A 14,396-nucleotide genomic window follows, 5' to 3' on the forward strand; every position below is an offset into this window, starting at 1 on the left:
GGCCGCGGCCCGCCGTCAGGCGTCGGTGCGCGCCGGCAGGCGGAACAGCTTCACCGCCTCGTCCAGCGCGGTTGCCTGCTCGGCCAGCGCGGCGGTGGCATGCGCCGCCTCCTGCACCAGGCGGGCGTTGTCGCCGGTCACGCCTTCCAGGCTGGACAGTGTGCGGTTGACTTCCTCGATGCCGGCCATCTGCTCGCGGCTGGCGGCGTCGATCTCCGACATGATGTCGGTGACGCGCTTCACGCTGTCGACGACCTCGGTCATGGTCTGGCCGGCGCGGTGCGCCATGCGCGAGCCGCCGACGACCTGCTCGACCGTGGAGTCGACCAGCGTCTTGATCTCCTGCGCCGCCTGCGACGAGCGCTGGGCCAGCGCCCGCACCTCGCTGGCGACGACGGCGAAGCCGCGGCCGTGCTCCCCGGCGCGCGAGGCCTCGACCGCGGCGTTCAGCGCCAGCAGGTTGGTCTGGAAGGCGATGTCGTTGATGACGCGGTTGATCTCGGCGATGCGCTTGGACGCGGCGTTGATCGAGTCCATCGTCGTCACCACCTGGTCCACGACCGCGCCGCCGGCCTTGGCGACGTCGGAAGCCGAGATCGCCAGCGCGTTGGCCTGACTGGCGTGTTCGGCGTTCTGGCGCGTGGCGTCGGTCAGGCGCGACATCGACACCGCGGTCTCGTGCAGCGCCTGGGCCTGGTGCTCGGTGCGCGACTCCAGCTCCTTGTTGCCGCCGGCGATGCGCGCCGAGGCCTGGGCGATGGTGTCGGTGCCGCGGCGCACGCGGCCGACGATCGACGCCAGGCTGCCGCGCATCTCGTGCAGCGCACGCTGCAGGTGGCCGATCTCGTTGCGGCTGTCGACGACGACGTCGCGCGTCAGGTCGCCCGAGGCGATGCCGTGCGCCAGGTCGACGCCCTGTTCCAGCGGCCGCGTGACGACGCGGCGGATGAACGGGTAGATGACGATCAGCACCGGGATGCAGGTGACGATGGCCATCAGGATGGTCTGCCAGCGCTGGCGCGCCATCAGCGCGTTGGTCTGGTCCAGCGAGACCTTCATGCTGACCGCGCCCAGCACCGTGCCCTCGGGCACCTGGTGGCAGGTCGTGCAGTCCTTGCCGAGGTAGTTCTTGGACGCGATCGCCGGGCGCACGACGCGCAGGTACTCGCCCTTGTCGTCGCTGGCGACGTGGATCTCGGTCTTGCCGGTGGCGAGCACGGCGCGCTCGGCGGCGTCGGGGTCGCTGGCGTCGGCGCCGGTGCCGTTGCCGAAGATCTTGTTGACGGCCTCGCCGCGCAGCACGCGCAGGTCACGGATGTTGTCGAGCTGGCGCACCTGGTCCAGCAGCACGGCGCGCTGCGCCACGGTGCCGGTGACCATCATGCCGGTCAGGCCGGCCATCGTGGCGTCGTGCATGCTGCTGGAGAAGGCGGTCGCCTGCTCGATCGCGGCCTCGCGGTTGACCCGGCCCTGCCAGACGATGCCCACCGCCCAGACCACCGTGAGCGCGATCGCGATGGTGCTGATCAGCTGTACCCAGATCTTCTTTTGTGCGACGTGCATCGCGCACGCTCCTGACGTCCAATGCCGGCCCCGGATGTCGGGCCGGCCCCGTCGTCTTATCGGCACGTGAGGGGATGGAATGAAGCGAGAAATCGCGCGAATCGCCGCCGTCGCGCCGGATCTTGAGCCAGCTCAGGAGTCGCGGCCCGCCGCCGGCCGGGCCCGGCCGGCGGCACGTGCGGCCGACGGCTTGACGGCCGCGAAACGCGCCAGCGTGCGTTCGCGCGCCTCCTCGTGGGCGACGACGGGCGCGGGATAGTCGCGGCCCAGCACGACGCCGGCGGCGGCCAGGTCAGCCGGGCGGGCGCGCCAGGGCGCGTGCAGCGCCGCGTCGGGCAGCTTGGCCAGCTGCGGCAGGTAGCGGCGGATGAAACGCCCCTCGGGGTCGAAACGTTCGCTCTGGCTGACCGGGTTGAAGATCCGGAAGTAGGGCTGGGCGTCGCAGCCGGTCGAGGCCGCCCACTGCCAGCCGCCGTTGTTCGATGCCAGGTCGAAGTCGTTCAGGTGGCGTGCGAACCAGGCCTCGCCGCGGCGCCAGTCGATGCCGAGGTCCTTGGTCAGGAAGCTGGCGCTGATCATGCGCAGCCGGTTGTGCATGTAGCCGGTGCGCGTGAGCTGGTGCATCGCCGCGTCGACGATCGGATACCCGGTGCGGCCCTCGCACCAGGCGGCGAAGAGCTCGTCGGCGTGTTTGCCGTGCTCCCAGTGCAGCCGTTCGTACTCGGGCTTGAAGCAGCCGCCGACGACCCGCGGGTGGTGGTGCAGCAGCTGGTGGTAGAAGTCGCGCCAGACCAGCTCCGACAGCCAGACCTCGGCGCCGCGCGAGCCGGCCGTCAAACGCTGGTGGGCCTCGCGCGCCAGGCGGCGGATCGACACCGTGCCGAAACGCAGGTGCGGCCCCAGGTAGCTCGGGCCCTTGACGGCCGGGAAGTCGCGCCAGTCGGCGTAGTGGTCGACGCGCTCGAGAAAGTCGGCCAGCAGCTCGCGGCCGCCGGCCGGGCCGCTGGGCAGCTTCAGCGCGTGCAGGTTGGTGCTCTCGAAGCCGATGTCGGCCAGCGTCGGCAGCGTCTCGCCGGCGGGTTTGGGCGCCAGCGCGCCGGCGTGGCGCTCGACCGGGTAGGACGAGAGGTAGAAGTCGTCGAGCTTCTTCAGCCAGGCGTTGCGGTACGGCGTGAACACCGAGAACGGGCCGCCGCCCTGGGTCAGCACCTCGTCGCGCTCGAAGATCACGTGGTCCTTCGAGCCGTGGAAGGCGATGCCGGCGTCGGCCAGCGCGCCGCGCACGCGGGCGTCACGCGCCAGCGCCTCGGGCTCGTCGTCGTGGCTGGCGTAGACCGCCTGCGCGCCCAGCGCCGCCGCCAGCCGCGGGATCTCCTGTAGCGGCCGGCCGTGGCGCACGATCAGCCCGGCGCCGTCGATGCCGTGCGAGGCGGCCAGCGCGCGCAGCTCGGCGTCGACGCCGACGACGCTGTCGCGGATGAACTCCACGCGCCGGTCGGCGCGCGGCAGCGGCTCGAGGATCTCGGGGTCGAAGACGAACACGCACCAGACCCGCCGCGCCGCGCGCAGCGCGTGGTACAGGGCCGCGTTGTCCTCGGTGCGCAGGTCGCGGCGCAGCCAGACCAGGGCGTTGTCGATGCCGTTCTTCACATCCGCCAGTGTGCCGCGGAATAAGATAGGCGCATGGCCGCCATCGACCTGTCGAACCAGTTCCTCATCGCCATGCCCGGCATGGCCGACGAGACCTTTGCCGGCTCGGTGGTCTATCTGTGCGAGCACAACGAGCGTGGTGCGCTCGGGCTGGTGATCAACCGGCCGATCGACATCAAGCTGCGCAACCTGTTCGAGCGTGTCGATCTGCCGCTGGACCGCGACGAGTTCGCCGAGCAGCCGGTGTTCTTCGGCGGCCCGGTGCAGACCGAACGCGGCTTCGTGCTGCACGAGAAGGCCGGCGACGGCAGCGCCTACAGCTCGACGATGTCGGTGCCCGGCGGCCTGGAGATGACGACCAGCAAGGACGTGCTCGAGGCGATGTCGCAGGGCGGCGGCCCGCGCCGCGTGCTGGTGACGCTGGGCTACAGCGGCTGGGAGGCCGGCCAGCTCGAGGACGAGATCCGCCGCAACGGCTGGCTCAACGTCGACGCCGACCCGCGCATCATCTTCGAGACCCCCGTCGAGCAGCGCTACGACCAGGCGCTGTCGCTGCTGGGTGTCGACCCGCGCATGCTGTCGCAGGAGGCCGGGCACGCCTGACGCGTGACCCGTCACGTCGTTCCCGAATGAGCCCGGCCGCTCCGCCTGCCCCCGCGCGCAGTTTTCTCGCCTTCGACTTCGGCGTGCGCCGCGTCGGCGTCGCCGTCGGCAACACCTTGCTGGCCGAAGCCCGGCCGCTGAAGACCGTCGCCGCCGAAGGCGACGCACGTTTCGAGGCCATTGCCCGGCTGATTGACGAGTGGCAGCCCGACGCGCTGGTCGTCGGCGTGCCGTTCCATCCCGACGGCGCGGAGCACGACAATACGCGCCGCGCGCGGCGCTTCGCTCGCCAGCTGCACGGCCGCTTCCGGCTGCCGGTGCACGAGGTCGACGAGCGCTACACGACCGTCGACGCGCTGGCCGCCGGGGCCCGCGACGCCGACGCCGCGGCCGCCGCACTGATCCTCGACCAACACCTGAGAACCCTCGCCCCATGACCGTCCTGCAGCTCGATGCCGAGGCGCTCTACGCCGAACTGCGCCAGGGCTTGCGCGCCGTCCTCCCGCCCGACGCGGTGCTCGTCGGCATCTGGTCCGGCGGCGCCTGGCTGGCCGAACGCCTGCAGCGCGACCTGGGCCTGCCCGGCGCGCACGGCGTCATCTCCAGCATGCTGCACCGCGACGACTTCGGCTCGCGCGGGCTGGCCGCCGGCACCGCCACGACGCAGCTGCCGTTCGCCGTCGACGGCCGCCATGTCGTGCTCGTCGACGACGTGCTCTACACCGGCCGCACGATCCGCGCCGCGATCAACGAGCTCTACGACTTCGGCCGCCCGGCCAGCGTGACGCTGGTGGTCCTGGTCGACCGCGGCGGCCGCGAGCTGCCGATCGCCGCGGCGCTGGCCGCGGCGCGCATCACCCTGCCGTCCACGCAGCGCCTGTCGCTGGCGCGTGCCGAGGACGGCCGCTTCACTTTCGCCATCGAGGAGGCCGCATGAGACCTCAGGACCGCGCCCTGCGGCGGGAGGCCCGCTGATGCTGTCGCGCCGCAACCCCCAGCTCAACCGCCACGGCGAGCTGATCCACCTGCTGTCCATCGAAGGCCTGCCGCGTGCGGTGCTGACGCAGATCCTGGACACCGCCGGCACCTTCCTGTCGGTCAACGACCGCGAGGTCAAGAAGGTGCCGCTGCTGCGCGGCAAGAGCGTGTTCAACCTGTTCTTCGAGAACAGCACGCGCACCCGCACGACCTTCGAGATCGCCGCGACGCGGCTGTCGGCCGACGTCATCAATCTCGACATCAACAAGAGCAGCACCGCCAAGGGCGAGAGCCTGCTGGACACGATCGCCAACCTGTCGGCGATGCACGCCGACATGTTCGTCGTGCGCCACAGCGAAAGCGGCGCGCCCTACCTGATCGCCCAGCACTGCGCGCCGCACGTGCACGTGGTCAACGCCGGTGACGGCCGCCACGCGCACCCGACGCAGGCGCTGCTCGACATGTACACGATCCGCCACTACAAGCGCGATTTCACGCAGCTGACGGTGGCCATCGTCGGCGACATCGTGCACTCGCGCGTGGCGCGTTCGGACATCCACGCGCTCAACGTGCTCGGCGTGCCCGAGATCCGCGCCGTCGGCCCCAAGACCCTGGTGCCGGGCGACCTGGCCGGCATGGGCGTGCGCGTCTGCCACGACATGGCCGAAGGCATCCGCGACGCCGACGTGATCATCATGCTGCGCCTGCAGAACGAGCGCATGAGCGGCGCGCTGCTGCCGTCGGCCGGCGAGTACTTCAAGAACTACGGCCTGACGCCGGAGAAGCTGGCGCTGGCCAAGCCCGACTGCATCGTCATGCACCCGGGGCCGATCAACCGCGGCGTCGAGATCGAGTCCTCGGTCGCCGACGGCACGCACAGCGTCATCCTGCCGCAGGTGACCTTCGGCATCGCGGTGCGCATGGCGGTGATGTCGACGATCGCCGGCAACCAGGCCTGAACCCCATGAAGATCCTCATCCGCAACGGCCGCGTCGTCGACCCGGCCACCGGCCGCGACGAGACGGCCGACCTCGCGATCGCCTCCGGCCGCATCGTCGGCCTCGGCGCCGTCGGCGACTTCCAGGCCGACCGCACGATCGATGCCTCGGGCCTCGTCGTCGCGCCCGGCCTCGTCGACCTCGCCGCGCGCCTGCGCGAACCCGGCCAGGAACACGAAGGCATGCTCGAGAGCGAGCTGGCGGCCGCCGCCGCCGGCGGCGTCACCAGCCTCGTCTGTCTGCCCGACACCGACCCGGTGCTCGACGAGCCCGGCCTGGTCGAGATGCTGAAGTTCCGTGCCCGCAAGCTCAGCCGCTGCCGGCTGTTCCCGCTGGGCGCGCTGACGCGCCGGCTCGAAGGCACGACGCTGGTCGAGATGGCCGAGCTGACCGAAGCCGGCTGCGTCGGCTTCTCGCAGGTCGACGTCGCGATCCAGGACACCCAGGTGCTGCTGCGCGCCATGCAGTACGCCGCGACCTTCGGCTACGCCGTCTGGCTGCGGCCGCAGGACGGCTGGCTGGGCAAGGGCGTCGCCGCCTCGGGCGCGGTGGCCACGCGCATGGGGCTGTCGGGCGTGCCGGTGGCCGCCGAGACGGTGGCGCTGCAGACCATCCTCGAGCTGGTGCGGGTCACCGGCTGCCGCGTGCACCTGTGCCGGCTGTCCAGCGCCGCCGGCGTCAGGCTCGTGCGTGCCGCCAAGGCCGAGGGCCTGCCGGTCACGGCCGACGTCAGCATCAACTCGCTGCACCTGACCGACGTCGACATCGGCTTCTTCAACGCCGACATGCGCCTGACGCCGCCGCTGCGCCAGGGCGCCGACCGCGACGCGCTGCGCGCCGCGCTGGCCGACGGCACGATCGACGCGCTGGTCTCGGACCACAACCCGGTCGCCGAGGACATGAAGAACCTGCCGTTCGGCGAGGCCGAGCCCGGCGCCACCGGGCTGGAGCTGCTGCTGAGCCTGGCGCTGCGCTGGGGCCGCGACCACGGCCTGACGCTGTCGCAGGCGCTGGCGCCGGTGACGCAGGCGCCGGTGCGGGTGCTCGGCGAGGCCGTCGGCTCGCTGGCGTCGAGTGCCGGCCGGCTGGTCGAAGGCGGTGTCGCCGACGTCTGCGTCTTCGATCCCGAAGCCGAATGGCAGGTCGCGCCGGCGGCGCTGGCCAGCCAGGGCAAACACACGCCGTTCGCGTTCGCGTCGACCGGCATGGCGCTGCCGGGCCGGGTGCGTGCGACGCTGGTCGCCGGCACGGTCGCCTACGAGGCCGCTTGACCGCGGTGCTGCTCGCCCCCTGGCGCGTCGCCGGCGTGCTGCTGCACGGCCTGCGCGGCGTGGCGATGGCGCTGTGGGTCTTCCCTCGGCTGGACGCCGCGGGCCGTCACCGGCGCACCCGCTGGTGGGCCGCGACGATGCTGCGCTGCCTGGGTGTCGAGCTGCGGGTGCAGGGCGAATTCCGCCCCGGCGCCAAGCTGATCGTCGCCAACCACCTGTCGTGGCTGGACATCATGGCCATCCACGCCGTCTGCCCCGAGGCGCGTTTCGTCTCCAAGGCCGACGTGCGCCACTGGCCGGTGGCCAACCGCCTGGTCGACGCCGCCGGCACGCTGTACCTGGAGCGCGAGAGCAAACGCGATGCGCTGCGTGTCGTGCACCGCATGGCCGAGGCGCTGCAGGCCGGCGACACCGTCGCCGTCTTCCCCGAAGGCACGACCGGCGACGGCCATGCGCTGCTGCCCTTCCATGCCAACCTGCTGCAGGCGGCGATCGCCACCGCCACGCCGGTGCAGGCGGTGGCGCTGCGTTATGCCGAGCCCGGCCACGCCGTCAGCCCGTCGGCCCGCTGGGTCGGCGCCGAGACGCTGGCCGCCAACGTCTGGAAACTCGCCCGGGCGCGCGGCGTCGTGCTGCACCTGACGGTGCTGCCGGCCGAAGCCAGTGCCCACGCCGACCGTCGCGCGCTGGCGGCGCGGGTGCGTGAACAGATCGCCAGCGTCTTGCCCGACTGAACGCCTCGCGCGAGCGAGCGTGCCCGCGATGAACCGTCCGACCCTCGCCGTGCGCCGCCTCGGCATCGACACCTGGCGCGAAAACGTCGCCTTCCTGCACCGCGACTGCCCGGTGGTGCGCGCCGCCGGTTTCCAGGCGCTGTCCAAGGTGACGATCGCCGCCGGCGGCCGGAGCATCGCCGCGGTGCTCAACGTCGTCGACGACCTGCGCCTGCTCGAGCCGCTGCAGCTGGGCCTGAGCGAACAGGCGTTCGCGCGGCTGGGCGCCGCCGAAGGCGACAGCGTCTCGATCGAACACGCCGCGCCGCCGCCGTCGCACGCCGCGCTGCGGCGCAAGATCGCCGGCGAGCGCCTGGGCCGCGAGGAGCTGCACGCCGTCGTCGCCGACATCGCCGCCGAGCGCTACACCAAGGTCGAACTCGCCGCCTTCGTCGTCGCGACGCAGCAGTACGAGCTCGACCGCGAGGAGGTGCTGCACCTGACCGAGGCGATGATCGCCGCCGGCCGGCGCCTGGACTGGAACGGCAGCGGCGGCGGCCGGCCGATCGTCGACAAACACTGCATCGGCGGCGTGCCGGGCAACCGCACCTCGATGCTCGTCGTGCCCATCGTCGCCGAGCACGGCCTGCTGTGCCCCAAGACCTCGTCGCGCGCGATCACCTCGCCGGCCGGCACCGCCGACACGATGGAGGTGCTGGCCGAGGTCGAACTCGCGCCAGAACGGCTCAAGCAGATCGTGCACGCCGTCAACGGCTGCCTGGCCTGGGGCGGCACGGCGGCGCTGTCGCCGGCCGACGACGTGCTGATCGCCGTCGAACGCCCGCTGGCGATCGACTCGCCGGGGCAGATGATCGCCTCCATCCTGTCCAAGAAGATCGCCGCCGGCTCGACGCACCTGGTGCTGGACATCCCGGTCGGGCCGACGGCCAAGGTGCATGGCGAGGCCGCGGCGCAGCGCCTGAAGCGGGTCTTCGAGTTCGTCGCCGAACGCCTGGGGCTGACGCTGGAGGTCATGCTGACCGACGGCCGCCAGCCGATCGGCCGCGGCATCGGCCCGGTGCTGGAGGCGCGCGACGTGATGCAGGTGCTGCGCCACGACCCGCAGGCGCCGCAGGACCTGCGCGCCAAGGCGATCCGCCTGGCCGGCCGCATGATCGAGTTCGACCCCGCGGTGCGTGGCGGTGACGGCGAGCGCATCGCCACGCAGATCCTCGACTCGGGCCGCGCGCTGGCGCGGCTGGAGGCGATCATCGAGGCCCAGGGCCGGCGCGCCGAGCCGCCGCCGCCGGGGCCGCTGGTCTTCGACGTGCCGGCGCCTGCCGACGGTGTCGTCGCCGGCATCGACAACCTGCGCCTGGCGCGCATCGCCGGGCTGTCGGGCGCGCCGCAGATGGCCGGCGCCGGGCTGGACCTGTTCGTCAAGATCGGCGCCGCGGTGCGCCGCGGCGAGCCGCTGTACCGCATCCACGCCTGCGTCGCCGCCGACCTGGAGTTCGCGCGCCGCGAGGCGCTGCACGACTGCGCCTACGCCCTCGCCGGAGCTGCCCGATGAGTCTGCTGCTCGCTTTCGACGACGAACTGACGCTGGCCCGGCCGCTGGCCGCGGCGCTGGGCTGGCCGCTGGCGGTGGTCGAGCGCCACGTCTTCCCCGACGGCGAGTCGCGGCTGCGGCTGCCTGCGGCGCTGCCGCCGCGGGTCGCGCTGCTGCGTGGTCTGCAGCGGCCCAACGAGCGCCTGGCCGAGCTGATGCTGGTCGCCGGCGGCGCGCGTGAACTCGGTGCTACCGAGCTGACGCTGGTCGCGCCGTACCTCGGTTACATGCGCCAGGACATCGCCTTCACGCCGGGCGAGGTCGTCAGCCAGCGCCACCTGGGGCGGGCGCTGGCGGCCTGGTTCGACGCCGTGATCACCGTCGACCCGCATCTGCACCGTGTCGCCTCGATGGCCGAGGTCGTGCCCGGGCGGCGCGGCGTCGCGCTCGGTGCCGCGCCGCTGCTCGGCCGGCTGGCCGCAGAACGTGTGCCGGGTGCGCTGCTCGTCGGCCCGGACGCCGAGTCCGAGCAGTGGGTGACGGTGGCCGCCGAGGCCGCCGGGCTGGAGCACGCGGTCTGCCTGAAGCAGCGCCACGGCGACCGCGACGTCGCCGTCGCGCTGCCGGCGGCCGACGTCGCCGGGCGCGCCGTCGTGCTGCTCGACGACGTCGCCAGCACCGGGCGCACGCTGCAGGCCGCGACACGCGGGCTGCTGGAACGTGGCGCGGCCAGCGTCGACGTCGCCGTCACGCACGCGCTGTTCGTCGGCGACGCGCTGGCCGAACTCCGCACCGCCGGCGTGCGTCACGTCTGGAGCAGCGACTGCATCGCGCACGAGAGCAACGCGGTGTCGGTGGTGCCGCTGCTGGCGGCGGCGCTGCGGGACGGGGCAGGCTGGGCAGGCTGGGGTCAGGCAGGCTGGGGTCAGGTCTCACAAGACCTGACCCCCTCTAGGCATGACCCCCTCTAGGCAGGCCGGGGTCAGGTCTCACGAGACCTGACCCCTCCCGGCGTGACCCCTCCCGGCGCGAGACCTGACCCCACCCGCTGGTTGCGCCAACGAAAACGCCGGCGCGAGGCCGGCGTCGTCCGTCGTGCTCGGGGGAGGGCGCGTCAGGCCTTCTTGCCCTGGTTCGCCACCGCAGCCGCGGCCTTGGCGGCCGCCTCGGGGTCGCCGAGGTAGTAGCTGCGGATCGGCTTCAGCTCGTCGTCGAGCTCGTAGACCAGCGGGATGCCGTTGGGAATGTTGAGGCCGACGATGTCGGCGTCGCTGATGCCGTCCAGGTACTTCACCAGCGCGCGGATGCTGTTGCCGTGCGCGGCGATGACCAGACGCTGGCCGCTCTTGATCGCCGGCGCGAGCTCCTCGTTCCAGAACGGCAGCACGCGCGCGACGGTGTCCTTCAGGCACTCGGTCAGCGGCACCTGCTCGGGGGCGAGCTTGGCGTAACGCGGGTCCTGGCGCTGGCCACGCGGGTCGGCGGCGTCGAGCACCGGCGGCGGCGTGTCGTAGCTGCGGCGCCAGATGAGCACCTGCTGGTCACCGTACTGCTTGGCCATGTCGGCCTTGTTCAGGCCCTGCAGCGCGCCGTAGTGGCGTTCGTTCAGGCGCCAGTCCTTGACGACCGGCAGCCAGGTGCGCTCCATCGTGTCCAGGCAGTGCCACAGCGTCCAGATGGCACGCTTCAACACCGAGGTGTAGGCGACGTCGAACTCGTAGCCGGCGGCCTTCAGCAGGCGGCCCGCTTCGCGCGCCTGGGCGACGCCGGTGTCGGTCAGCGGGACGTCGGTCCAGCCGGTGAAACGGTTCTCGAGGTTCCAGGTGGATTCCCCGTGACGGATCAGGACGAGCTTGTGCATGGCCCGAATTCTATAATTCGCGCCCTCTGCCGCCCTTGACCCCGACGCCTTGAACTTCCTCATCGAAAACTGGTTGCTCGTCTTCATGGCCGCCCTCTCCGGCAGCCTGCTCCTGTGGCAGACGATCCAAGGCGGCACCGGCCGCGGCGTGCCGCCTGCCGAGGCGGTGCGGTTGATCAACCGCGAGAAGGGCGTGCTGATCGACGTCTGCGAGCCCGCCGAGTACGAGAAGAGCCACGCCGTCGGCGCGCGCAACATCCCGCTGGCGACGCTGGCCGACGCCAAGGGCCTGCCGGGCAACAAGACGCTGCCGATCCTGCTGCTGTGCGCCTCGGGCGCACGCGCCGGCCGCGCCGCGGCGCAGCTGCAGAAGGCGGGTTACGAGAAGGCCGTCGCGGTGGCCGGCGGCAATGCCGCCTGGCGCGAAGCCAACCTGCCGATGGAAAGCGGTGCCAAGGCCGACAAGCCCGAGAAGGCCGAAAAGACCGAGAAGAAGGCCAAGGCCGCCAAGGCCGAGCCCAAGCCGCTGCCGGCGCCGGCCGCCGAGGCGCCCGCTGCCGAGCCCGCGCCCGCCCCGGCGCCGGTCGCCGAGACCCCCGTCGCCGAGACCCCGGCCGCCGAGCCGTCGGAGCCGCCCCAGGCGCCGAAGGGCGCCTGAGCCTCGCCCGGTCGGCGCTCGCCCCACGCGCCCTCCGGGTCTTCTCATCCGCCGGACAATCCGGCCTGAGCCCGCCATCCTCGTGCGGGCGAGGAAAGCGCATGAGTTCCGTCCGGATGTACACGACCCAGGTCTGCCCCTACTGCCTGCGCGCCAAGGCGCTGCTCAAGCAGCGCGGCGTCGAGGCGATCGAGGAGATCCGCGTCGACCTGGACCCCGCCCAGCGCGACACGATGATCGCGCTCACCGGACGCCGCACCGTGCCGCAGATCTTCATCGGCGAGACCCACGTCGGCGGCTGCGACGACCTGATCGCGCTGGACCAGCGCGGCGGCCTCGCGCCCCTGCTCGCGGGCTGACCGGCCCGGGGCGGACGCCCCGGTGCGCTGGTCCATAATCGCCGGCCGCTGCCGCCCGAACCCGGGCGGCCACCTCCCAACACGGAAGCACCATGGCCGACGAGACCCCCGTTTTCCAGATCCAGCGCATGTACCTGAAGGACCTGTCGCTGGAGCAGCCGAACTCGCCGCAGATCCTGCTCGAGCAGCAGCAGCCGGCGGTCGAGATCAACCTCGCGATGGCCGCCGAGGTCGTGGCCGACGGCATCTTCGAGGTCACCGTCACCGCCACCGTGACGACCAAGGTCGCCGACAAGACGCTGTTCCTCGTCGAGGCCAAGCAGGCCGGCATCTTCGAGATCCGCAACATCCCCGACGAGCAGATGCAGGGCATCCTGGGCATCGTCTGCCCGCAGATGGTCTACCCCTATCTGCGCGCCATCGTCTCGGACGTCTGCACGCGCGCCGGCTTCCCGCCGATCCTGCTGAACGAGGTCAACTTCCAGGCCATGTTCGAGGCCCGCATGCAGGCCGAGGCCGCCCAGGCCAACGGCGGCTCGCCGATCATCACCTCGGCGAACTGATCGCCTTCGCGGGGCCGCCCGGCCCCGCCCCCGCGCTGCCGACACGATGAAGATCGCCGTCCTCGGCGCCGGTGCCTGGGGCACGGCGCTCGCCGCCGCGGCCGCGCCGCGTCACGAGGTCCTGCTCTGGACCCGTGACGCCGCCCAGGCTGCCGAGATCGCGGCCACCGGCCGCAACACCCGCTACCTCGGCGACGAGCCGCTGCCCGCCGGCCTGCGCGTCAGCGCCGACCGCGACGCCGCGCTTGCGCACTGCGAAGGCGGCCTGCTGGTCATCGCCACGCCGATGGCCGGGCTGCGCGAACACCTGGGCTCGCTGCCCGACGATCGCCCCGCGCTCTGGGCCTGCAAGGGCTTCGAGAGCGGCACCGGCCTGCTCGGCCACGAGATCGCGCGCGAACTTCGCCCCGGCGCCGCCGGCGGCGTGCTGTCGGGCCCGAGCTTCGCGCTCGAGGTGCTGCGCGGCCAGCCGACGGCGCTGGTCGCCGCCAGCGAGTCCGACGCCCTGGCCGCGGCCGCCGTCGAGGCCTTCCACAGCGACACGCTGCGTGTCTACACGGCACGCGACATCGTCGGCGTCGAGGTCGGCGGCGCGGTGAAGAACGTGCTGGCGATCGCCACCGGCATCGGCGACGGCCTCGCCGCCACGGGCCTGAACGCCCGCGCCGCGCTGGTCACACGCGGGCTGGCCGAGATGACGCGGCTGGGCGTCGCGCTCGGCGGCCAGGCGGCCACCTTCATGGGGCTGTCGGGCCTGGGCGACCTGGTGCTCACGGCCACCGGCGACCTGTCGCGCAACCGCAAGGTCGGCCTGGCGCTGGCCGCCGGCAAGGCGCTGCCCGACATCCTGGCCGAGCTCGGCCACGTCTCCGAAGGCGTCTACAGCGCCGCGACGGTGCTGCAGCGCGCGCGTGCGCTGGGCGTCGAGATGCCGATCACCGAGGCCGTCGTCGAGGTGCTCGAAGGCCGCGTCTCGCCCGAGACCGCGCTGCGGCGCCTGATGGGCCGGCAGTCGAAGGCCGAGTAGTGGGGCCTCGCAGTTCGAGCGCCGCGCAGCAGCCATCGTCAGACTGACTGGAGCCTCCCTCGCGGAGGGAGGCTGGAGGGTGTGGTCGAACGAACTGGAGCACCCTCCCGGAGGGTGTATGGACCGGGGAGATGGGTAACACCCGTGCGAGGACATGGGTGACAGAGAGGACGGGGTCAGCCCACCGCGTTCAGCTCGATCGCATCGAGCTTGTGATGGCAGAAGTAGACGTCGAAGGAGCCGTCGCGATCAAGGCGAGGCCGCAAGGCGACGTGCTGACCGATCAACGCCTTGCCCACTCGCAGCTTGAGGCCCCGGATGCTGATGCGACCGCCGTCGCCGACGCGTCTGACGATGTCTTCGGGCCCGTACTCGACGTCAGGCAGCTTACTTGGCATCGAGCGCACGCTGGCGCTGTAGCGGCTGGCCGGCGTTTGCATACCCAGAGCTTCATGCGGGCGCTCGAAGTTGTAGACGTGACGCCAGGAGTTGAAGTGCCGCTGGACTTCGGCCAGGTCGCGAAACTTGCGGCCCAGCAGCACCTCGGCGGCCAACGTGCGGTGGAAGCGTTCGTCTTTGCCGTTGGTCTGCGGATGAGCG

16 protein-coding genes are annotated in these 14,396 nt (G+C 72.2%); 12 read left to right on the plus strand and 4 right to left on the minus strand.

The genetic code is table 11. The features are described 5' to 3' along the window. Positions 1–15: 15 nt before the first annotated feature. Positions 16–1,563 (minus strand): methyl-accepting chemotaxis protein, encoded by a 1,548-nt coding sequence (locus tag G5B56_RS17060; RefSeq protein ID WP_009855281.1) that lies wholly within the window; start codon positions 1,561–1,563, stop codon positions 16–18. Positions 1,564–1,695: 132 nt separating this feature from the next. Beyond that, positions 1,696–3,213 carry a deoxyribodipyrimidine photo-lyase gene (locus G5B56_RS17065; RefSeq protein ID WP_164963988.1) on the minus strand — a complete coding sequence of 506 codons (1,518 nt, stop codon included), beginning with the start codon at positions 3,211–3,213 and terminating at the stop codon, positions 1,696–1,698. A 33-nt stretch (positions 3,214–3,246) separates the two neighbouring features. Between G5B56_RS17065 and G5B56_RS17070 the strand changes: the two genes are divergently transcribed. From G5B56_RS17070 to G5B56_RS17105, 8 genes are read left to right on the plus strand one after another with little or no spacing between them, the layout of a single operon-like run. After that, positions 3,247–3,816 (plus strand): YqgE/AlgH family protein, encoded by a 570-nt coding sequence (locus G5B56_RS17070; protein ID WP_164963989.1) that lies wholly within the window; start codon positions 3,247–3,249, stop codon positions 3,814–3,816. Positions 3,817–3,842: 26 nt separating this feature from the next. Next, on the plus strand, positions 3,843–4,253 hold the full coding sequence (gene ruvX, locus G5B56_RS17075; RefSeq protein ID WP_009855278.1) for a Holliday junction resolvase RuvX: 411 nt from the start codon (positions 3,843–3,845) through the stop codon (positions 4,251–4,253). Then, positions 4,250–4,753 carry a bifunctional pyr operon transcriptional regulator/uracil phosphoribosyltransferase PyrR gene (gene pyrR / locus G5B56_RS17080; protein ID WP_009855277.1) on the plus strand — a complete coding sequence of 168 codons (504 nt, stop codon included), beginning with the start codon at positions 4,250–4,252 and terminating at the stop codon, positions 4,751–4,753. The genes ruvX and pyrR overlap by 4 nt, the downstream gene beginning before the upstream one ends. 37 nt (positions 4,754–4,790) lie before the next feature. Beyond that, complete coding sequence (locus G5B56_RS17085) at positions 4,791–5,753, plus strand: aspartate carbamoyltransferase catalytic subunit (protein WP_009855276.1); 963 nt, start codon at positions 4,791–4,793, stop codon at positions 5,751–5,753. Positions 5,754–5,758: 5 nt separating this feature from the next. Beyond that, on the plus strand, positions 5,759–7,063 hold the full coding sequence (locus tag G5B56_RS17090; RefSeq protein WP_164963990.1) for a dihydroorotase: 1,305 nt from the start codon (positions 5,759–5,761) through the stop codon (positions 7,061–7,063). Positions 7,064–7,068: 5 nt separating this feature from the next. Further along, positions 7,069–7,797, plus strand: a complete 729-nt coding sequence (locus G5B56_RS17095) for a lysophospholipid acyltransferase family protein (RefSeq protein WP_310733809.1) — start codon at positions 7,069–7,071, stop codon at positions 7,795–7,797. Positions 7,798–7,825: 28 nt separating this feature from the next. Continuing rightward, complete coding sequence (locus G5B56_RS17100) at positions 7,826–9,349, plus strand: thymidine phosphorylase family protein (RefSeq protein WP_164963992.1); 1,524 nt, start codon at positions 7,826–7,828, stop codon at positions 9,347–9,349. Next, entirely contained in the window at positions 9,346–10,299 is a 954-nt protein-coding gene (locus tag G5B56_RS17105; protein WP_164963993.1) for a ribose-phosphate diphosphokinase, read from the plus strand. The genes G5B56_RS17100 and G5B56_RS17105 overlap by 4 nt, the downstream gene beginning before the upstream one ends. 143 nt (positions 10,300–10,442) lie before the next feature. On the opposite strand, the gene gpmA is transcribed toward G5B56_RS17105, so the two are convergent. Then, a complete protein-coding gene (gpmA, locus tag G5B56_RS17110) occupies positions 10,443–11,189 on the minus strand; it encodes a 2,3-diphosphoglycerate-dependent phosphoglycerate mutase (protein ID WP_009855271.1) in 747 nt (248 codons plus the stop codon). 49 nt (positions 11,190–11,238) lie between these two features. Between gpmA and G5B56_RS17115 the strand changes: the two genes are divergently transcribed. From G5B56_RS17115 to G5B56_RS17130, 4 genes are all read left to right on the plus strand, one after another. Beyond that, on the plus strand, positions 11,239–11,847 hold the full coding sequence (locus tag G5B56_RS17115) for a rhodanese-like domain-containing protein (protein ID WP_009855270.1): 609 nt from the start codon (positions 11,239–11,241) through the stop codon (positions 11,845–11,847). A 101-nt stretch (positions 11,848–11,948) separates the two neighbouring features. Further along, positions 11,949–12,206 carry a glutaredoxin 3 gene (gene grxC, locus G5B56_RS17120; RefSeq protein ID WP_009855269.1) on the plus strand — a complete coding sequence of 86 codons (258 nt, stop codon included), beginning with the start codon at positions 11,949–11,951 and terminating at the stop codon, positions 12,204–12,206. A 92-nt stretch (positions 12,207–12,298) separates the two neighbouring features. Continuing rightward, positions 12,299–12,769, plus strand: a complete 471-nt coding sequence (secB, locus tag G5B56_RS17125; protein ID WP_009855268.1) for a protein-export chaperone SecB — start codon at positions 12,299–12,301, stop codon at positions 12,767–12,769. Between the two features lie 46 nt (positions 12,770–12,815). Further along, entirely contained in the window at positions 12,816–13,796 is a 981-nt protein-coding gene (locus G5B56_RS17130) for an NAD(P)H-dependent glycerol-3-phosphate dehydrogenase (RefSeq protein WP_164963994.1), read from the plus strand. A gap of 176 nt (positions 13,797–13,972) precedes the next feature. Here the strand turns inward: G5B56_RS17130 and G5B56_RS17135 are convergent. After that, a partial coding sequence (locus tag G5B56_RS17135; RefSeq protein ID WP_164963995.1) for an integrase core domain-containing protein occupies positions 13,973–14,396 on the minus strand: 424 nt, incomplete at its 5' end.

It is taken from the genome of Rubrivivax sp. JA1026 (assembly GCF_011065555.1).
Classification (GTDB): Bacteria; Pseudomonadota; Gammaproteobacteria; order Burkholderiales; family Burkholderiaceae_C; genus Rubrivivax; species Rubrivivax benzoatilyticus.